General features: G+C 70.9%; 12 protein-coding genes and 1 pseudogene. 8 read left to right on the top strand and 5 right to left on the bottom strand.

Annotation, left to right across the window (positions count from 1 at the left end):
- Window positions 1–321: a nucleotide pyrophosphohydrolase gene (locus IPI43_17015; protein ID MBK7775808.1), complete on the bottom strand. Its 321-nt coding sequence runs from the start codon at window positions 319–321 to the stop codon at window positions 1–3.
- Window positions 322–428: 107 nt separating this feature from the next.
- On the opposite strand from IPI43_17015, the gene IPI43_17010 reads away from it, so the two are divergent.
- The 5 genes and pseudogenes from IPI43_17010 (at window position 429) to IPI43_16990 (ending at window position 11488) form a co-directional block, all read left to right on the top strand.
- Complete coding sequence (locus tag IPI43_17010) at window positions 429–3053, top strand: HEAT repeat domain-containing protein (protein ID MBK7775807.1); 2625 nt, start codon at window positions 429–431, stop codon at window positions 3051–3053.
- Window positions 3054–3093: 40 nt separating this feature from the next.
- Window positions 3094–3405: a hypothetical protein gene (locus IPI43_17005; protein MBK7775806.1), complete on the top strand. Its 312-nt coding sequence runs from the start codon at window positions 3094–3096 to the stop codon at window positions 3403–3405.
- 27 nt (window positions 3406–3432) lie between these two features.
- Entirely contained in the window at window positions 3433–5409 is a 1977-nt protein-coding gene (locus IPI43_17000; GenBank protein MBK7775805.1) for a BamA/TamA family outer membrane protein, read from the top strand.
- Window positions 5409–10097 (top strand): translocation/assembly module TamB domain-containing protein, encoded by a 4689-nt coding sequence (locus tag IPI43_16995; GenBank protein ID MBK7775804.1) that lies wholly within the window; start codon window positions 5409–5411, stop codon window positions 10095–10097. Before IPI43_17000 ends, IPI43_16995 begins: the two co-directional genes overlap by 1 nt.
- Window positions 10098–10124: 27 nt before the next feature.
- Window positions 10125–11488 (top strand): annotated as a pseudogene (locus tag IPI43_16990) (phosphoglucosamine mutase).
- A gap of 48 nt (window positions 11489–11536) precedes the next feature.
- On the opposite strand, the gene IPI43_16985 reads toward IPI43_16990, so the two are convergent.
- Together IPI43_16985 and IPI43_16980 are read right to left on the bottom strand one after the other, a co-directional pair.
- Window positions 11537–11947, bottom strand: coding sequence for a DUF4345 domain-containing protein (locus tag IPI43_16985; protein ID MBK7775803.1), 411 nt, complete (start codon window positions 11945–11947; stop codon window positions 11537–11539).
- A complete protein-coding gene (locus tag IPI43_16980) occupies window positions 11944–12765 on the bottom strand; it encodes an NAD(P)H-binding protein (protein MBK7775802.1) in 822 nt (273 codons plus the stop codon). Before IPI43_16980 ends, IPI43_16985 begins: the two co-directional genes overlap by 4 nt.
- A gap of 144 nt (window positions 12766–12909) precedes the next feature.
- On the opposite strand from IPI43_16980, the gene IPI43_16975 reads away from it, so the two are divergent.
- A complete protein-coding gene (locus IPI43_16975; GenBank protein ID MBK7775801.1) occupies window positions 12910–13866 on the top strand; it encodes an AraC family transcriptional regulator in 957 nt (318 codons plus the stop codon).
- Window positions 13867–13883: 17 nt separating this feature from the next.
- Here IPI43_16975 and IPI43_16970 read toward each other — a convergent pair whose 3' ends face one another.
- A complete protein-coding gene (locus IPI43_16970) occupies window positions 13884–15224 on the bottom strand; it encodes a tetratricopeptide repeat protein (protein ID MBK7775800.1) in 1341 nt (446 codons plus the stop codon).
- Between the two features lie 131 nt (window positions 15225–15355).
- Here IPI43_16970 and IPI43_16965 point away from each other — a divergent pair, with 131 nt between their 5' ends.
- Window positions 15356–16090, top strand: a complete 735-nt coding sequence (locus tag IPI43_16965) for a response regulator (protein MBK7775799.1) — start codon at window positions 15356–15358, stop codon at window positions 16088–16090.
- A 28-nt stretch (window positions 16091–16118) separates the two neighbouring features.
- On the top strand, window positions 16119–16922 hold the full coding sequence (locus tag IPI43_16960) for a class I SAM-dependent methyltransferase (protein MBK7775798.1): 804 nt from the start codon (window positions 16119–16121) through the stop codon (window positions 16920–16922).
- 434 nt (window positions 16923–17356) lie between these two features.
- Here the strand turns inward: IPI43_16960 and IPI43_16955 are convergent, their stop codons facing one another.
- Window positions 17357–19747: an RNA-binding transcriptional accessory protein gene (locus IPI43_16955; protein MBK7775797.1), complete on the bottom strand. Its 2391-nt coding sequence runs from the start codon at window positions 19745–19747 to the stop codon at window positions 17357–17359.
- Window positions 19748–19803 lie beyond the last annotated feature (56 nt).

Here is a 19803-nt window from a genome sequence, read left to right as displayed (position 1 = left end):
TCAGCTCCCCGGGGGGTACTTCAAGCGGATGCGGCGCAGCTTGTCGTGGACCGCCGCGGGCAGGTCCGCCTCGATGCGGTCGGCCAGCATCAGGACGCAGAGCGTGACGTCGGCCAGCTCGTCCAGGACGCGCTGGCGGGAGCCCTCGGCCCGGCAGAACGCGTCGGCCTCCTGGCCCTCCACCCAGCGCAGCTCGGACGCCAGCTCACCGGCCTCGGACACCAGCGCCATGGTGAGGTTCTTGGGGTCGTGGTAGCGCTCCCAGTCCCGCTCGCGCACGAAGTCCCGCACGTCTCGAAGCAGCTCGTCCAGTCGATCCATGGGGGTCACCGTAGCGGAGCCCCCAGCGGGCGCAATGGGCCTGGCGCCCCATGGATATGCGCTTGATTTCGAGGGGCCTTGCGCGCCGAAGCTGCTACTCTGCGGCCGTGCACGCCCCCCACCCGCGACCCACCCGTCACGCTTCGCTGGGGGCAGCCCCGAAGGCGTGGCGCGTGCTGCTGGTGGTGCTCGCGCTCTCCTCGCTGGGCTTCGAGTGGCAGGGCCGCGTGGACCAGCTGGCCCAAGAGCTGCGCGTGGCCGAGCCCGGCCGGCGCCGTGACATCGTGCGGCTGCTGTCGGGCTACCCTTCGCCGCGCGCGCACGAGGCCATCGAGGCTGCGCTCACCGACCCGGACGTGACGGTGCGCACCGAGGCCGCCGAGGCGTGTGGGCGGCTGCGCCTGGTGAACGCCATCCCGGAGCTGAGCGAGTGGCTGCTGGACCCGCTCGGCGAGACCCGCGCCGCGGCGGCCCGCGCGCTCGGGGCCATGAACGACTCGGCCTCTCTGCCGGCGCTCGTTCGCACGCTCGGGGACACCACGGTCGAAGTCCGCATCGCCGCCATCGAGGCGCTGGCCAGCCTGGGGGGGCCCGAGGTGGTGACGCCCCTGCTCGGGCGCCTGGACGACGAAGACGTGACCGTGCGCATCGCCGCAGCTTCCGCGCTCGGGGGCTTGGGCGACGAGCGCGCCGTGGTGCCGCTCATCGGGCGCGCGCGCGATGACTCCGCCGAGGTGCGCATCGCCGTGTTCCACGCGCTGGGCACGCTAGAGGACGTCCGCGCGCTCTCGGTGCTGGCGCTCGGCACACGTGACTCGGTGGAGGACGCACGCCTCACCGCGGTGCTCGCCCTCGGTCAGCTGCGCTCGCCGCGCGCCATCGATCCTTTGCGCGCGCTGCTGGAGCAGCCCGACGTGCGCTTGCGAGCGGCTGCCCTGGACGCGCTCGCCCCCATCCCGGACCCACGCGCTTCCGAGGTCATCCTCGACGCGCTCGGGGGCCTGCCCGGCGCCCAGACCATCGCGATGGAGGCGCTGGTGCAGCGCGCGCTCGCGGGGCTCGACGACACGCTGGTGTCGTCGTTGGCCAACCGCCTGGGCACCGCCAGCCACCAGCACGCCACGGCCATCGCGCGCATCCTCGCCGAGATTGCCCTCACGCAGCCCGACGAGCGCGCGGTGCCAGCGCTGCTGGAGGCGCTGCGCACGGGGCGGGGCGGGGCCGCGCCGCTCTTGCTGGCGCTCGGGCGATTGGGAGGCGACGTCGCGCTGGTGCCCATCCTCGAGCACATCGGCAGCACCGACGAAGGCACGCAGGTCGCCGCGCTGGACGGCCTGGAGGCGCTGTTCCAGCGCTGGGGCACCGATGGCCGCGCGGCAGACCCGCTGCTGGACGCGCTGCCGCGAGCGCGCGGGGACTCGCGCATCCGCATCGTGGGCCTTCTGGGGCGCCTCGCAGAGCGGCGTGCGCTGCCTGCCCTGCGGCCGCTGCTCACCCACTCCGATGCCGCGCTGCGGCGCGCCGTGCTGCGCGCGCTGGGCGCGCTGGGCGACCCAGGCAGTGCCGACGCGCTCTTTCCCATGCTGGAGGATCGCGACGCCGAGACGCGCTTCGAGGCTGCCGTGGCGCTTGGGCAGGTCATGGACCAGAGCGGGCTCGAGCGGGTGCTCACCAGCCTGATGGGCGACGCCCCGGCAGACCGGCATGCGCTGCTGACCGCGCTGACCGACGCGCTCCGCCGCCTTGCTGGAGACCTGACCACGTCCGTCCGCGACGACATCGCTCGTCAGATGACGTTGCTCGTGGAGGGCCGTGACCGGGCGCTGGGCTCGCGCGCCATGCACGCCCTCGCCGCGGTGGGCGGTGAAGTCGCGACGACCGCGCTGCAGCAGCTCGCCACCCGCGGGCACGGCGCGCTCCGTCACCAAGCGCTGGCTGCGGTCGGCGAGCTGGGCGACCCGGCCTCGCTCACGGTGCTGCGCGACAGCCTCCGCAGCGGCGAGACGGAAGTCGCCGCGGCGGCCGTCTCGGCCATGGGTCGCGCCGCCACGCTCCGTGCGCTCACCGACGACGACGTACGGCTGCTGCTCTCGGCCACGGAGCGGCCTTTTCCGGTGCCCATGGCCGCCACCTTTGCGCTCGCGCAGCTGGCGCGTGCGGGTCGGTTCGGCACGGGCCCCGCGGCGAGCGAAGCTGCCGCAGCGCCCACGTCACTCGGCACCGAGGCCCGTGAGACGCTGTGCGCGCTGCTGTCCCGCCGCGAGCCCCACGTGCGGGCGAACGTGCTGACGGCACTCGCCGCGCTGGGCCACGAGCGCTGCGGCGGGCGTCTGTTGCCGGCCGAGTGGATGGCGTCGCCCCACCAGCTACCCGTGCGCGTGGCGGCCGCCCGTTTCTTGGAGAGCGCTGCGCGTGGAGGTGGCCCCGACGCCGCAGCGTGGGACGCGGCCCGCGTGGCCTGCGTGGAGCGCGAGCTGTCGGACGAGCTCTCCAGCCTCTGCCGCCTGCCCAGCGCCAGCACGGTCAGCGCGCCGTCCGACCGCGGCCTCCGCACGTTCGCCTATGCCGGCGACGAGCGCACGTTGCTGGTCCACCGCTGGGTGGTGCTGCGCTTCCGTGACGGGAGCGCCTTCGCGGCGTTCACGGACCTGAACGGCTTCCTCACGCTCGACGCCCCGCCCACCCCCGACGCCCGGCTGGAGCTGCCCGACTCGATGCCGCTCGACCGGTGACGTGGCCACCACCATGCGTTTGCGCTCAGACAGCCGCGCCGTGAACGCGACCCCTTCTCTGCCCAGCCGGCGCCCCGCGCGCCGGCTGACGCCGTTGATGCAGGGGGCTTTGCTGTTGCTGTTGCTCGTGTTGGTGCCCAGCTGTGCCAGCGTCCCGCGCGACAGCTACGGCGTGCGCCGCCTGCGCTTCGAGGGCGTGGAGGCGCTCGACTCGGACGCGCTGCGCGCCTGCCTGGCCACACGCGAGCGCCCCAGCGTGGGCATCGACTTCGGCACCGCGTCGGAGCCCACTTGTGGGGAGCCGCCCTTCGACGGTGGCTCGAACACCATGCGCCTGTGGCACTGGCCCTGAACCGACTGGCCCATCTGGGACCTCTCGGTGTTCGAGCGCGACCTGCGCCGCATCGAGCGCTGGTACCGCGCGCGCGGCTACTACGACGCCGAGGTCGTGGACGTGGAGATCACCCCCGAGTCGGCCGCCGAGTCCGACCGGGTGGAGGGCGACGGCGACGAGGCCCCGTGTGACCGCCACGACGACGACGAGGGCTGCGGCATGGCCGTCACCGTGCACATCCACGAGGGCGAGCCGGTGCTCACGCGCTCGGTGGTGCTGATGGTCAGCGACGAGCAGCGCGTGAACGGCACCGCCCGCATGAGCGACACCGTCGATGGCGGCGGCAACCCCGACGCGGAGCAGGGCTTCGAGCCCATCGAGTCGGCCGCCATCCCCTTGTCGGTCCGGCGCGCGCTCCAGCGGTCGCTGCAGCTGGAGCTGGACGCGCCCTTCGACGAGGCCCTGTACGAGCGGAGCAAGCGCGCGCTGGTGGATGCGCTCTCGCACGAGGGCTACGCCTGCGGTCACGTGGAGGGGCGCGTGGACGTGGCCCGCGACGAGCGCCGCGCCGACGTGAAGCTGTGGGTGCGCCTGGGCCCCGACTGCATCGTGTCGAGCGTGACCGTGGAGGGGGAGGACGTGCCCGTGGCCACCATCCGCGGCGCCGCCGACATTCGCAAGGGCCGCCCCTACATCGCGCAGGACATGCGCACGGCTCAGCGGGCCGTCTACGGTCTCGGGGCATTCGCCGAGGTGGACGTCATCGGCACACCGAGACGCAGCGAAGACGGCCTCTGCACGGGCGAGGTAGACGTGGTCATCCGCGTTCGTCGGGGCCGCAACTTCCGCTATGGCGTGGGTGTCGGTGTGGAGACGGGCCAGGTCGTCGACGAGCAGAACACCACCGGCAGCACGCCGCAGTGGGACGCCCACGTGCTCGCGTTCATCGAGCACCGCGACTTCCTCGGCGGCCTGCGGCGCCTGCGCCTCGAAGACCGTCCACGCTTGATCTTCCAGGGGCAGCAGGGGGAGCAGCAGTCGGTGCTCGAGCCGCGCTTCGGTAACGTGCTGCGCCTCGAGTTCCGCCAGCCCGCGTTCATCGAGTCACGCACCACATTGACCATGAACAGCCACTGGGACCTGGGCCCCGACCCCAACCAGGGCTTCTTTCGCCACGACGTGGACGCCGCCCTGCGTGTCAGCCGCCCCTTCTTCGGCGGAAAGCTGATCCTGAGCGGCGGCCTGCACTGGAACCTGCAGCGCACCACGGACCAGGTGCGCAGCTCCGACTACACCGTGCTGTTCTTCGAGCAGTACGCGCAGATCGACCTGCGCGACGACTCGCGCTCTCCGCGCCGCGGCTTCTTCCTTTCGCTGGGCTTCCACCAAGCGCCCAGCTTTTTGCAGTCTTCTTGGACGTACTACCGCTTCACGCCCGAGACACGCGTCTATCTTCCGCTGCCGTTGAACATGGTGCTGGCCGCGCGCATCGGACTGGGTGTCATGCTCATCCGTGACGCCGACCAGGATCTCGACCAAGTCTCCGCGCTGCTGGGCCCGCAGCGCTATCGCTTGCGCGGCGGTGGCCCCAGCTCCCACCGTGGCTTCGCGCCCGGCTACCTCGGTGACCAGCAGACCGTGGGCGTGCAGCCGGTGTGCGAGCGCAGCAACCCACCGCCGGGCACGGACTGCTCGGAAGCCAACTCGGGCGGTCTGCGCCGTTGGGAGGCCAGCCTGGAGCTGCGCGCGCCCATCACGCCGGACTTCGGCCTGGTGCTCTTCGCGGACATGGGTGACGTCAACCGCGCCAACACGTTCCGCTTCAATCACATCCATCTCGCCGTGGGCTTCGGGCTCCGCTACCAGACCCTGGTCGGCCCCATCCGCCTCGACATCGGCGTGCTGTCGAAGCGCGCGCAGGTCATCGGCAACGAGGTCAACCTCGCGCCCGTCAACTACATCAACCTCGGCTTCGTGCGCTTCCCGGGGGCCATCCACCTCACCATCGGAGAGGCCTTCTGATGCCGCGCCGCGTCGCACGAGGCGTCCGCGACATGCTGCTGTGGCTGATGCTGCTGATGCTGCTGCTCCTGGTGAGCGTGCTCTACCACCTGAACCTGCCGCTCGGGCACCGCGTGGCCGGGCGCGGGCTGACCGACTGGGTGTCCTCGCAGATCAACGGCACCCTGGTGATCGGGCGCATCGACTACGTGGGGCTCGACGAGATCATCGTGGGCGACGTGGTGCTGAGTGACCCGCAGGGGCGGCCCGTCATCCGCGGTGAGCGCATCTCCCTCGCCATCGACTTCATGGCCCTGCGCGAAGGAGTCCTGCGCTTCTCGCACGCGCACCTGATGGGCGGAGAGCTCGAGCTCATCGAGGACGAAGAGGGCAACCTCAGCTTCCTGCAAGCCTTCGAGCCCACCGACACCTCGCCCAGCGTGGGCGAGCCGTTCCACGCCATCGTGGACGACGTGCGCCTCGAGGGCGTCACGGTCACGGGCAGCTGGCTGGGCCTCGAGGGGCTGCGCGTCGAGGGCACCAACGCGCACGCGCGCATGGAGTTCTACGAGACCACCGAGATTCGGGTGTACTCGCTGAGCGGCGACGTGGTCGAGCCCTTCCCGCGGCAGGGGCGCATCGAGCACCTGATGGGCGTCATCTACGGCGACGAGCGCGGCATTCAGCTGAACGCGCGCGCGAGCATGGGCGAAGAGCTGGTGCGTGTGGCGCTGGGTTATGCCCCCCCGCCCGAAGACCCGGAGGGCGCCTCCGAGCTCGACTTGTTGATCCACGCGAACCCCGTGCACGGCGAGACGCTGGCCGAGCTGGGCTTCGACTGGGCGTCGATCCTGACGGGGCGCACCGAGGGCTACGTGCGGCTGAGTGGGCCCACCGACGCGCTCGAGGTGCGGGGGGCGCTGCACACGGCCGGGGGCCCGGTCGCCCTCGAAGGCCAGCTCCCGAGCGAAGGCGACGTGCAGGTGGCCATCCGCACGGGAGGGCTGAACCTGGGGCAGGTGCTGGCAGGCGCGCCGGACATCGAGGTGCGCGGCGTGGTGCGGCTGCTCATGCCGGAGGGCGGGCCCGAGGGCGAGACCACCATCGAGGCCGAGCTCGAGCCCTTCACCTACGAGGGGCTGGATGTCCCCACCGTGACAGCGCGCGCCACCCTGCTGGCCGACGGCAGCATCCGAATCGACACCGTCAACACGCCGTACGGGGGCGGCAACGTGGACATCGTCGGCACCGTGGACGCCGAGGGCGCCATGCGCATGCACCTGAACGGCTTCATCCCGCAGGTGGCCAACGACCCGAACATCGCGCGGCTGGTCCCCGGCCTGCGCTCTGCCGCGCGCTTCGACGTGTGGTTCGAGCGCAGCGCCGACGAAGTGCCCGCCTACGACATCTCCGGCGACGTGGACCTCACGTCGGTGCGCTATAGCGGTGTCAGCGCGGGGCGCATCGGGGTGCGCGGGCGGGTCTTCGGCGCCCTCGATTCGCCTTCGCTGGACCTGCGTCTCGTGCCTTCGAACCTGAGCGTGTCGGGCCTGCCGCTGGGCAGCGGCACCGCCACGCTGGTGGGCGGCCCCCACCGGTACCGCAGCACCGGCGAGCTGCGCGACCCGAGCGGGCGCGTGGTGGCCTTCGACGTGGAGGCGGACACCAACGAAGGGACCACGCACATCGAGGCGCCCGTGCTGCGCGTGACCGCTGGCAGCGCGAGCTTGAGCGGAGCTCTCCACGGCATGGTGCTGCGCCCCGGCGGTGGCATCGAGCTGGGCACCACGGAGCTGCGCGCGGAGGGCGAGCTGCTCCGCCTGAGCGGTCACTACAACACCCGCCGCGAAGACGAGGTCATCCTCGAGGTCGAGGGGCTGAGCGTGGACCACCTCGCCGAGTACATGGACACGGAGTTCGACGCGGCGGGGCGCTTCGACGTGCGCCTCGAGCTGCGCGGGGACATCGACCGGCACCCGCACCTCTACGCGCGCGGGCAGCTGCACGGCGGCCGCTGGCTGACGGTGGACCCCATCGAGATCGAGCACGCCTGGGCCGAGTTCGAGCCGGGCGACCTCGCCGCTGCAGCCGAGGTGCGCTTCGGGGACCGCGGCACCTTCGTGCTCAAGGTGGTGGGCACGCCCGACGACCAGCAGTCCGACATCTTCGAGGCGCTGGCCGAGAGCGCCTACTACGTGGACATCAGCACGCGCTCCATGGACCTGGCGCTGCTGGGCGACCTCTTCCCCGACGACACGCGCCCCGCGGTCACGGGCGCGCTCGAGGGTCACGCGCACATCGCAGGCACGCTGGACGCGCCCACGGTGGACGCGTCGTTCAACGTGCCGGCGCTGGGCTACGAAGACTGGCCCGTGGTCAACGTGAGCGGCGACCTGCGCTACGACGAGTCCAACCTGATGATGGTGCGCACCACCGCCACCGACGCCGAGGGCCTCCTGCTGGAGCTCGAGGGCAACATGGTGTTGGTGCTGAGCAGCCTCTTGAGCGAGGACAGCAGCCCGACCGAGCTACTGTCGTACCTGCCGTGGCAGGTATCCATGCGCGTGCCGCCACGCACCATCAGCATCTTGCCGCCCTCGCTCCAAGAGGGCCTACCCAATGGCGCAGAGCACCTGCGCGTGGCGCTCGACGTCACCCTCCGCGGCGGCGGCGGCTGGCCGCTGCACGGCAGCGTGTTCAGCGCCGTCGACTGGCTGGGCGACATGAGCGGTGAGCTGTGCGCGGCCGAGAGCAACCCGCGCGGAACCGTCTTCGCCACGCTGGACGGGGGCCGCGCCGAGGCGCTGGTGGAAGGCGTGCTGGGTGACTTCCGCGTGCTGACCATGAACGCGGGCGCCGACGTGGACCTGCTGGAGTGGATGACCAGCGGCGTGGAAGAGTGGCCGGAGGTCGCGCTCACGGGGCAGATTCGAGGCGCCGAGATGTCCTCGCTGCCCAGCATCTGTCACTTCGTGGGGGGCCCCCTCGACGGCGACTTCGAGGCGCAGCTGTTCGGCGAGACGCCGTACGTGAGGCTCAACTTGGACGCCATCGGCGCCCGAGCCCGCACGCTGGTGCGTGGCCTGCGCAGCAGCGGCGTGGTGCTGCGCGAGACCGACCCGTCGGACATCCATCTGGTGCTGGAGGCCACCCCGGAGCGCTTCGCGGGCACCCTCACCGCCGACTGGTGGAACGGCGGCTCCACCAGCATCGAGGGCAACGTGCCCATCACGTGGGAGGGTGAGCCCGAGCTGCCCACCTTCGCCGACGACGCCGAGGTGGAGCTGGTGGCGCGCTTCCAGCACACCCCGCTCGGAGCTCCGCTGGCGTGGCTCAGCGACGTGGCCGGTGTGGAAGGCCTGCTCAACGGCGAGCTGGGCGTGCGCGGCGGGGTGCTCGACCCCACCTGGTACGGGTCGCTGGCGCTCACGGAGGGGCGGGTGGAGCTGCGCTCCATCGGCCAGCGCCTGCGCGACGTGGAGGGCACGTTCATCTTCGACGGCCGCGAGATCGAGCTGCAGCGCTTCCGCGCAGCCGACGGCAACGGCGACGTCACGTTCAGCGGGCAGCTGGGCTTCTCCGCGCTCCAGCCCGCATACATTCGAGGGCTGCGGGCCACCGCCGACGACTTCCCGGTGCGCCAAGAGGGCTCGGTCATGGCGCAGCTCAACGGCGTGGCCGAGCTGAACGCGTGCATGTGCACGGCCGAGAACACCTGCATGCTCTCGAGCGAAGAGCGCCACTGCAACTCGGACACCATGTTCGGTGAGGTCACGGTCGAGCGCCTCGATGTCTCGCTGCCCGACGACGGGGGGCGCTCCTCCATCGCCCTCGCAGGTCACCCGGACGTCTACGTCTCGAGCGAAGAGCACGAGAGCAGCGGCGAACCCGAGATCCCCTACGTGTTCCACATCGACGTGGACGCGGCGCACCGCTTCTGGGTGCGCAGCGTGGAGCAGGACTTCGCCGCCCAGGTCTCGGCGCAGCTTCAGGTCTCGCTGGCCGGTGACGACTTCAAGATCCGCGGTGACGCGCGCATCCACCGCGGCAACTTCGCCGTGTTCGGCAAGGTCTTCGAGGTGGAGAGCGGCTCCATGCTCTTCCGCAACACGGAGGAAGTGGACCCGGTGGTCTCGCTGATCGCCATCCACACGCTGCGCAACCGCCCGGGCGAGACCATCGGCGTGGAGGTCAGCGGCACCCTGACGCGGCCCGAGGTGCGCTTCACCACCAGCATCGAGGGCGTGAGCGATCAGGGCGAGATCATCGCGCTGCTGCTCACGGGTGACACGCGCATCGACCGCGCGCTCCAGTCCGACAGCAACAACCCACAGAGCGCTGCGAGCGAGGCCACCGACTTCCTCGCCGGCGTCGCGTTCGGCGTGGCCACGCTGGCCCTGCGCGAGCAGTTCGGCGAGATCATCCCCACCATCCGCATCGAGATGGGCGACGACGGCTTCCGCAGCCCCATGATCCGCGCAGGCATCAACGTGGACTCGCTCATCCCGCCACGCCTGCGAGACGTGGTGCGGGGTATCTACATCGAGGGCTACTTCACCGCCCGCCGCGCCGACGGCACCGAGGACTCCACCCGTCAGTCGCACGACAACGGGTTCCTCATCGAGCTCCAGTTTCCCCGCAACATCGTGGGAAGAAGCGACTACGCTCCGCCCACCAACTGGAGCTTGGACATCACCTGGGAGCCGTGACCGAGAGGCCACGACGAGCACTTATTCATGAGCAGAACTCTCTTTGGCACCGACGGCGTGCGTGGCCTCGCCAACGCCGGCAACATGACCCCGGAGATCGCCTTCCGCATCGGCGCGGCCATCACCTACCAGGCGCGCTCGCGCGTGAAGCACCCGCCGCGCGTGGTCATCGGGAAAGACACGCGCCTGTCGGGCTACCTGTTCGAGACCGCGCTGGCGTCGGGGGTGTGCGCCTGGGGCGGCCGCGTCATGCTCACGGGCCCGCTGCCCACGCCGGCCATCGCTCACCTCACCAGCAGCATGCGCGCCGACGCGGGCGTGGTCATCAGCGCGTCGCACAACCCCTACGAAGACAACGGCATCAAGCTGTTCGGCCCGGACGGCTTCAAGCTCCCGGACGAGACGGAGCTGGAGATCGAGGCGCTGCTGCTGAACGGCCGCCTGGACACGGGGCGGCCCACGGGCACGCGTGTGGGCACGGCCGAGCGCCTGGACGACGCCCCCGGCCGCTATGTGGCCTTCGTAAAGGCCGCCTTCCCCAACGAGCTCACGCTGGAGGGCGTGAAGGTGGTGGTCGACGCCGCCCACGGCGCGGCCTACCGCGTGGCGCCGCTGGTGTTCCGTGAGCTGGGCGCCACGGTCTACAGCATCGGCGACAAGCCCAACGGCCGGAACATCAACGACCGCTGCGGCGCGCTGCACCCCGAGGCCTGCGCGCGCGAGGTGCGCACAAGCGCGGCGCCGACATCGGCATCACGCTGGACGGCGACGCCGACCGGGTCATCGTGGTGGACGAGACCGGCCAGGTGGTGGACGGCGACGCGCTGATGGCGCTGTGCGCGTCACGCATGCTGCGGCGCCGCGCGCTGCCCAAGAAGACGCTGGTGGCCACGGTCATGAGCAACCTGGGCCTCGAGCACGCGCTGCACCGCGAGGGCGGCAAGCTGCTGCGCTGCGACGTGGGCGACCGCTACGTGGTGGACGCCATGCGCAAGCACGGCCTGCACCTGGGCGGCGAGCAGTCGGGGCACCTCATCTTCTTGCAACACGCCACCACCGGCGACGGGTTGGTGGCCGCCATGCAGGTGCTGGCCATCCTGCTGCGCGAGCAGCGCCCGCTGTCGGAGCTGGCCAACGAGGTCATGCAGCGCGTGCCGCAGGTGCTGGTGAACGGCACCCTGCCGGAGCGCCGGCCCCTCGCCAAGATGCCGCTCACCACCGCTGCCATTCGCGACGCGGAGCGCACGCTCGGCACCGAGGGGCGCGTGCTGGTCCGCTGGAGCGGCACCGAGAGCAAGCTGCGCGTCATGGTCGAGGGCCCCAGCCAAGCGCAGATCGAGAAGCTGGCCAAGGGCATCCTGGGCGTGGCCACTGGCGAGCTGGGGCGCTAGCGGGGGCCGCGCTGGACGGCGAGCGTTGACGCGCGCCGTCGGGCTCGCTCAGGGATGACGCGCGTGGCGAGCGCGGGCCAGAAGGAGGACCCCCGCCGCACCGATCGCTAGCTCGATGATGGCCGCGGCGATGAGGCCTTCGTGCGGCGGGCCGTCCACCACCCACGCGAAGACGCGAGACGTGCCGTAGGCGAGATAGAAGGTCGCCACGAGCAGGGCGGACAGGAGGCGCAGCGGGCGGGCGAACGCTCCGGCGAGCATCAGCACGCCCATCCCCAGGTTCGCGCCCCCGGCGGATCGCAGCTCGCTGCGCAAGCTCGCGTTCGCGCCGAGCTGGATGCCGTTGCTCGCGAAGAACGCGTCTGGCGCGAAGAGCGCCGCCGCACCCACGGCGATGCCGATGATCCCCGCCAGCGCGAGCGTGGCCGTGCCGAGGCGCGAGCGAGTCAGCGGGCTCATACGCGCCAGACCCCCGAGGCGGCCACCTCGCGGCAGAAGTCCGAGAAGTCGCGCGGCGGTCGTCCCAGTGCTTGCTGCACTCCGTCCGCCATCTGCGCGTTGCGCCCATCGAACACCTCTTCGCAGAGGTTCGTGAGCAAGTCCGCCACGTCGGGGCCCGCTTCCGCGGCGAGCGCAGCGTGGAAGTGCGACGGGCTCACGGGCACGTACGCGATGTCACGACCAGCCGCCTGCGACATCTCCGCGACGGCGTCCGCGAAGCGCAGGAGTCGCGGACCGGTGACCTCGTAGAGGCGACCGGTGTGCCCCTCGTCCACGAGCGCGGCGACGGCCACATCGGCGATGTCCGAAACGTCGATGAACGGCTCATGGACGTCCCCCGCAGGCAGGGCGACCACCCCTGCGCGCACCGCGTCGAGCAACTGGCCTTCGCTGAAGTTCTGGTAGAACCAGCTCGCGCGCACAATGGTGTACGGCAGTCCGCTCGCGCGGACGATGTCCTCGCAGCGGACTGCGTTGTGCTCACCGCGACCCGAGAGCAGCACGAAGCGCTCCACCCCAGCCTCACGCGCGAGCTGGGTGAGTCGCTCGATGGCCGCGGGGGCGGTGGGCGCCGCCAGGTCTGGACTGAACGCAACGTAGACGGCCGAGACACCTTCGAGGGCGTGGGCCCAACCGGAGCTGTCGGCCCAGTCGAACGGAGGGTTGGACTGCCTCGAGCCCTCTCGAACCGCTTGTCCGCGTTCACGAAGCTTTGGGACGATCCGTCGACCTGTCTTGCCTGTGGATCCGATGACGAGCGTGGTGCTGAATGACATGGCTGTTCACTTTCTTTTGCGATGATTCGCGTCATCCAAGGTGGGCTTCCCATCACCCGCTGGCCATGCTCACCCGTCTCAGAGAGTGTGCTGTTCGTCCTGCTGCCATGGACGAACGGACGATGACCGTGGCACAACCAGCGTGTGCCCTCGAACGCGCGAACGGTCCCCTCGGCGACGGATCCCCTCGGCGAGACGCTGCACCTGCTCCGGTTCACGGGGACGCTCTACTGCCGCGCCGAGCTGACCGCGCCGTGGGGCGTGCACGTGCCCGCGCTGCCGGGGCACATGACCTTCCTCATCGTGATGTCGGGGCACGCATGGCTCGAGGTCGACGGGGAGCCGCCTCGCGTGCTCGAGCCCGGCAGTCTCACCCTGGTGCCACACGGCACCTCGCATCGCGCACGCAGCGCGCCCGGCGTCGCACTCACGCCGCTGTTCGACATCCCCGTGGAGCACGTGAGCGACCGCTACGAGATCATGCGCTACGGGGGCGGGGGCGAGCGCACGCACATCACGTATGGCGTGGTGCGCGTGGACGAGGCCGCGACGCAGCGCCTGGTGTCGCTCCTTCCGACCGTGCTGCACGTCCCCACCTGGAGTGACGACGCGAACGTGTGGCTCGCGAGCTCGATCCGCTTCATCGCGAGCGAGGCGAGCGCGCGGAGGCCCGGAGGCGAGATGGTGATCACGCGCCTCGCGGACATCCTGGTGATCCAGGCGATCCGCTCGTGGATCGACGCGGCGCCCGAAGCCCGACACGGCTGGATCGCGGCGCTCCGCGACCCGCACCTCGGGAGGGCGCTCGCCTCGATCCATCGCGCGCCGGGTGCGCCGTGGACGCTAGAGACGCTGGCGCGAGAGGCCGTCATGTCTCGCTCGGTCTTCTCAGCGCGGTTCACCGCGGTCGTGGGAGAGCCCGCGATGCAGTACCTCACGCGCTTGCGCATGCAGGTGGCGCACGAACGCGCTCGGGCCAGCGACGAGCCCCTCGCCGCGCTCGCGAGCCACGTGGGCTACCAGTCCGAGGCGGCGTTCTGCCGGGCCTTCAAGCGCATGTTCGGCGTGTCCCCCGGCAGCCTACGCACGGCGCACCGCTGACGGGGGAACCCCTCGCACTACTCCGCCGGAGCAGGCTGCGCAGCGCTCGCTGCGGGCGCGGCGGGGGCCGTGCCCTGGCCACACCGCCGGTGCAGCTCGTCACTCTGGAAGTAGAAGAGGCAGCGCTGAAACGTGTGTGGCAGAGCGTCGAGACAGCCCACCACGTACCCGAACGCGCGGTGGTCGGGCGTGACCACGAACGCCTGCACGGCCTCCACGCCCTCGGCGCACGTGGCCGCGGGGAGCTCCACCGACTCGAGCGGTCGGATGGCGCCTTCCGTCAGCAGCTGCCCGATGTACAGCGTGTGGCGCACCTCGTCGCGGCTCGAGACCGGGACCACCAGGTAGTTGCGGGACTCGCTCGGCGACCAGCCGGCGTGGCGCGTCAAGACCTGCAGGCCCAGCCCAGCGAGCGCTTCACGAACAGCGTCCGAAGGGCGTTCGGCGTAGAAGCTGAAGCGCCGCCGGTCAGGCTCCATGGCGAGCACCACGGCCTGGAACGCGGTGGCGTCCAGCACGCCGCTCTCCCAGACATGCTCTCCGTCGACCATGACGATGGCACCGCGCAGCTCGACCATGGACTCGTCCCACGCGGACCCCACCGTCCGGTCGTCGGTGCTGGGTAGCGCCTCGATGGCAGGCGAGAGCCCGCGCACGAGCGCCGCCAGGATGGGCGTGCCGTGGTACGCACCGAAGTCCGCGTCGGTCTGCGCGCGAGCGGCGTACTCCCGCCCCTCCGGCCCTGCGAGCTCCAGCTGCGCCAGCTGCTCGATGGCCTCGTCGATGGCGTCTTGGCGCGCCAGCGCACACGCCAGGTTGAAGCGCGCGCTCAGCTGGCTCGGGTCCGCCACCAGCGCCTGTCCGAAGTAGTGCTGCGACTGCACGTAGTCGCGCGAGCGGTGGCGGCGCAGCCCACCGCGGTTGAACGTGGCGGCGAGGTCGGCCGGCGGGAGTTGGCAGGTGGCGTTCACCGCCTCCACCATCGGAAAGTCGGGCACGCCCCGGTCCAGGTCGCGCACGGTCACGGGCACGACCGGTGCCAACTCGGGGTGCGGCTCACACGCTTGCGGCGCCGCCGCATAGGCCGGCACCGTGAACTCGGGCCGCACGACGGCGACCGCAGCGTCCACGCCGGCGTCCTCTTCTAGCGTCACGCCGCCGTCCTCCGCTGCGGCGCTGCCTTCGCCCGTGGGAGCCGTTTGCGCTGCGCCGGCGGGGGTGGCCGACGCCGTGGTGCCGGTCGCTTCTGGGGCCGTCGTCGAGGCGGACGGCTCGTCGGCTTCTCCGCCGCATGCACTCAGATTCAACAGCGCGACGAGCAGCAACGCCCCGTGCACCCCGTTCGCTTCACCCCTCATGGCTCGCATACTCCTCATGTTGGCCTCCATAGCACGACCTTGAACACCACGCGGGGCCACCCTTGTTCCCGGGGCCCATGACCGATAGCATCATCCTCAGGGCTCAGCCCCACCCTCACCGGGAGCGATGCATGCGAGCGAATCCCCCCTCCGAAGCGGATGGCGATCAACTCAACGTCTTGGTCATCGAGGATGACCCGGACATGCAGAGGCTGCTGGTGGACCTGGTGCTCAACGCCGGACACCAGGCGGTGGCGGCCGAGTCGGCCGAGGAGGGGCTCGCGCTGCTCACGCAGTGGTCGTTCCAGGTGGCCATCCTGGACCACAACCTGCCCGGCATGGAGGGCATCCTGCTGGGCGAGTACCTGCGCCGGCACAACCCGAACATCACCATCGCGCTGGTCACCGGCGACGACGACCCGCGCCTGCCGCGCGAGAGCCGGCAACACGAGATCGTGTTCATGGCGAAGCCCTTCGAGCCCGAGCGCATTCAGCAGCTGCTGCGCGACGCCGTGACCGCCAACCACGAGCGCATGCAGGCCGAGCGCGCGCGCGGTCAGGAGGCGTTCGAGCCGCCCATCGCCGCGTACGTGGACGAGGTGGGAGCCTGCTACGACATCCCGAACGTGCCCGACCGGCTCACCAAGCGCTTGGTGGAGACCCTCAAGCGGCACCTCAACAACCTGCGCACGTCGGCGCGCTACAACGAGCGAGACCGGGTGGTGGCGTTCTCGGGGCTGCTCAGCGCCAAGGTGCTGGGCCTCGACCTGCCGCGCTCGTCGTCGGGCGCCACCCTCTACGAAGAGTACGACGCGCTGATGAGGCAGTACGGACGCCGCGCCGAGTTCGGCGAGCAGGCCGCCTGAGACGCGCGTGGAGTGACGCTCGGGCCCGATGACGGACGCCACAAAGATTGCCCCGACGGCGCACTACACGGCCTACGCATGGCACGTGCTCGGCCGACCGCACGCGGAGTACTTCGCCACGCCGCTCGGGAAGCGTCTGTTTCACGCCTACCGGCTGCTCGAGCTGCCCGCGACGCTGCGTGGTGAGCCCAGCAAGCTGCTGCGCACGCTCCGCAACCGGCACACACTCATCGACGCGGAGCTCGAGCGCATCCAACCTGACGTGGTCGTCGAGCTGGGCGCTGGCTTGTCGCGCCGCGGGCTGACCTTCGCCCTCGATGCAGGCGTGCGCTACGTGGAGATCGACCTACCGGCGATGGTCGCCTACAAGCGCCAGCTGCTGGTCACGCGGGTGCCGCCTGCCCTGCGAGCACGCCTCGGGGATCGGTTGCGGATGCTGGACGTGGACATCTTTGCGCCCGGCTTCACGGACGTGTTGGCGAAGGAGCTCCACGGCGCGCAGCGCCCCGTCGTCATCGCGGAGGGCGTGGTGGGCTACTTCGATACGGCCCAGCGAATCGCGCTTCTCGAGCGGGTGCGCCACGCCTTGCCCGCCGCCGGCACGTTCCTGGCGGACCTCCGCGTGAAGGAAGGCCAAGCCGCCGCCACGCGCCTGCTTCGGCTGGGCATCTGGGTGGCCACCCGCGGTCGCGGTGCCAGCGCCAGCTTCACCAGCGAGGCCGAGGTGCGCGACATGCTGCAGCGCGCCGGCTTCGGTGACGTGGCGCACCTGCCGCCGCGCGAGCGAGACGTGCTGTCTGGCGTGTGGCGCGCGCGGCCTCTCTCCAGCTGACGATTCGCCTTGCTGCAAGGTGCGATGGGCACCCACCGCTTCAGCCTGAGGATTCTACACATCTCGCAGGCGGCCGATTCGCCTTGCTGCAAGGCACTATGGGCACCCCGGACTGAAGTCCGGGGCAGCATCCCGGGCCTGGATCAATTGCGGAAGTCCGCCCCCTGCCGGGCGCGGACTGCGTCGTTCAAGGCTGGATGTGTCTCGAGTTCAGCGTCATCCACGGCTTGGAACTCGACCGTTCTCCTGCTTGGAACTCCCCAGTCCGGGCCCGTTAGGGGCTGGACTTCCGCGCCTGTCAGGGCGAGGGATGCTGCCCCGGCTTTCAAGCCGGGGTGCCAATACCCCTTGAAACAGGCCCGATTCATGCTGGCCAGAGCCTGTCGAGACTTGTGGTGAATCACCAGGCTTCAGCCCTGCGCGCCCATCGACCCTCAGAGCTTCAAGTTCGCGAACGGGTTGTTGCTGAAGCCGCCCTGCTTGGGCTGCGCGTCGCGGCCACCGCCCTGACCACCGCGACCACCACCGCCGCCCTGCCCACCCTGGCCGCCGCGACCACCGCCGCCGCCCTGCCCGCCGCGGCCTTGGCCACCGCGCGCATCCTGTCCGCCTGCGCTGCGCTCGCGAGGAGCACCACCGCCACCACGCCGCCCCGGCTCGGACTTGGCGCTGAGCGCCACACGCCCGCGCTCGAGGTCCACCTCCATGACGGTGACCTTCAGGCGCTGGCCCACCTTCACCACACTGGCGGCGTCCTCCACGAAGCGGTCCGACAGCTCGCTGATGTGCACCAGGCCGTCCTGCTTCACGCCCACGTCCACGAACGCGCCGAAGTTGGTCACGTTGGTGACCACGCCCTCGAGCACCATGCCCTCCTGGAGGTCCGTGAGCTTGGTGACGTCCTCACGGAAGTTCGGCGCCTCGAACTCGTCGCGGGGGTCGCGACCCGGCCGCCGCAGCTCGGCCAGGATGTCGCGCAGGGTGGGCTCGCCCACGCCCTCGGTCACGTAGCGCTTCACGTCCACGCGGGCCACGTGCTTCTCGTTGCCCACCAGCTCGCCGAGCGGCACGCCCAGGTCCTGCGCGATGCGCTCCACCAGCTCGTAGCGCTCCGGGTGCACGGCCGAGCCATCGAGCGGGTGCTCGCCACCACGCACGCGCAAGAAGCCCGCTGCCTGCTCGAACGCGCGCGGCCCCAGACCCGAGACCTTGAGCAAGTCCTTGCGGCTGGTGAACGCGCCGTTGGCCTCGCGGTGCTGCACGATGCGCTTCGCCAGCGAGTCACCCACGCCGGCCACGAAGCTGAGCAGCGGCGCGCTGGCCGTGTTGAGCTCCACGCCCACGGCGTTCACGCAGCTCTCCACCACCTCGCCCAGCTTCCGCTTGAGCAGGCTCTGGTGCACGTCGTGCTGGTACTGGCCCACGCCGATGGACTTGGGGTCGATCTTCACCAGCTCGGCCAGCGGGTCTTGCAGGCGCCGCGCGATGCTGATGGCGCCGCGGATGGTGAGGTCCAGGTCCGGGAACTCTTCGCGCGCGATGTCCGACGCGCTGTAGATGCTGGCGCCCGACTCGCTCACCAGCACCACCAGCGGCTTCGGGCTCGGGACCATGGGGTCGCGCAGCACCTCGCGCACGAACGTCTCGGTCTCGCGCCCGGCCGTGCCGTTGCCCACCGCGATGGCCAGCGGGTTGTGCCGCGCCAGGAAGCGAAGGAAGTCGGCCTTGGCGCGCTCCACGTCGCCCACGCCCTTGAACGGGTAGATGGTGTCCGTGCCCAGGTAGCGCCCCGTGGAGTCCACCGCGGCCAGCTTGCAGCCCGTGCGCAGGCCCGGGTCCACCCCCACCACGCTGCGCTGCCCGAGCGGCGCCGCCAGCAGCAGGTGCTTCAGGTTCTCGGCGAACACCTCCACCGCCTCGCGGTCCGCGCGCAGCTTGAGGTCCACGCGCACGTCGGTCTCCACGCTGGGCGCCAGCAGGCGCTTGAACGCGTCTTCCACCGCCTCGCGCATGACAGGGGCCCACGGCGACGCGGGGTTGAGGTTCATGTTGGCCTGCAGGCGCGGCAGCAACGGGTCGGGGTCCACCTCCAGCTTCAGGCGCAGCACGCCCTCCGTCTCGCCGCGCCGGATGGCCAGGAAGCGGTGCGACGGGATGTCCTTCGCGGCCTCGCGGTAGTCGTAGTAGTCCTCGAACTTGGTGCGCTCGGTCTCCTTGCCCTTCACCACGCTGGTGGCCACGTCGCCCTTGTTGGCGAACGCGTCGCGCAGCAGGGCGCGCACGTCGGCGTGGTCGGCCACCACCTCGGCCACGATGTCACGGGCGCCCTTCAAGGCCTCTTCGGCGCTGGGCACTTCCTTCTCGGCGGACACGAAGGCCTGCGCCTCGTCCAGCGGGCGGCCGTCGAGCGGCTGGGCCAAGATGCGCAGCGCCAGCGGCTCGAGGCCCTTCTCCTTGGCGATGGTCGCCCGCGTGCGGCGCTTCTGCTTGTAGGGCGCGTAGAGGTCCTCGAGGGCCGCCTTGGTGCTGCATGCCAGGATGCGCTTCTTCAGCTCGGGCGTGAGCTTGCCCTGCTCCTCGATGCTGGCCAGCACCGCCGTGCGGCGCTCGTCCAGCTCGCGCAGGTAGGCCTTTCGCTCCTGGATGTCGCGGATCTGCACCTCGTCGAGGCCGCCCGTGACCTCCTTGCGGTAGCGCGCGATGAAGGGCACCGTGGCGCCCTCCTCCAGCAGCTGGACCACCGCCGCCACACCCCTGGGCGGCAGCTGCAGCTCCACCGCGATCGGGCCCACCACGTCGAACTGGCTTGCTGTCGCTTCCGTCATCTGGCTCTCCGCATCATTCGTTCAGGGGGCCGGGTAGTAGCGGCCAGGGCCAGGAA

The sequence above is a fragment of the Sandaracinaceae bacterium genome, assembly GCA_016706685.1.
GTDB lineage: Bacteria > Myxococcota_A > Polyangia > Polyangiales > Houyiibacteriaceae > JADJJE01.
This window is presented reverse-complemented; position numbering and strand designations above follow the sequence as displayed.

Excerpts from the sequence above, each read along its gene's own strand:
- IPI43_17015 (MBK7775808.1), bottom strand. The coding sequence starts at position 321 with ATGGATCGACTGGACGAGCTGCTTCGAGACGTGCGGGACTTCGTGCGC.
- IPI43_16995 (MBK7775804.1), top strand. The coding sequence starts at position 5,409 with ATGCCGCGCCGCGTCGCACGAGGCGTCCGCGACATGCTGCTGTGGCTG.
- IPI43_16985 (MBK7775803.1), bottom strand. The coding sequence starts at position 11,947 with ATGAGCCCGCTGACTCGCTCGCGCCTCGGCACGGCCACGCTCGCGCTG.
- IPI43_16980 (MBK7775802.1), bottom strand. The coding sequence starts at position 12,765 with ATGTCATTCAGCACCACGCTCGTCATCGGATCCACAGGCAAGACAGGT.
- IPI43_16970 (MBK7775800.1), bottom strand. The coding sequence starts at position 15,224 with ATGAGGGGTGAAGCGAACGGGGTGCACGGGGCGTTGCTGCTCGTCGCG.
- IPI43_16965 (MBK7775799.1), top strand. The coding sequence starts at position 15,356 with ATGCGAGCGAATCCCCCCTCCGAAGCGGATGGCGATCAACTCAACGTC.
- IPI43_16960 (MBK7775798.1), top strand. The coding sequence starts at position 16,119 with ATGACGGACGCCACAAAGATTGCCCCGACGGCGCACTACACGGCCTAC.
- IPI43_16955 (MBK7775797.1), bottom strand. The coding sequence starts at position 19,747 with ATGACGGAAGCGACAGCAAGCCAGTTCGACGTGGTGGGCCCGATCGCG.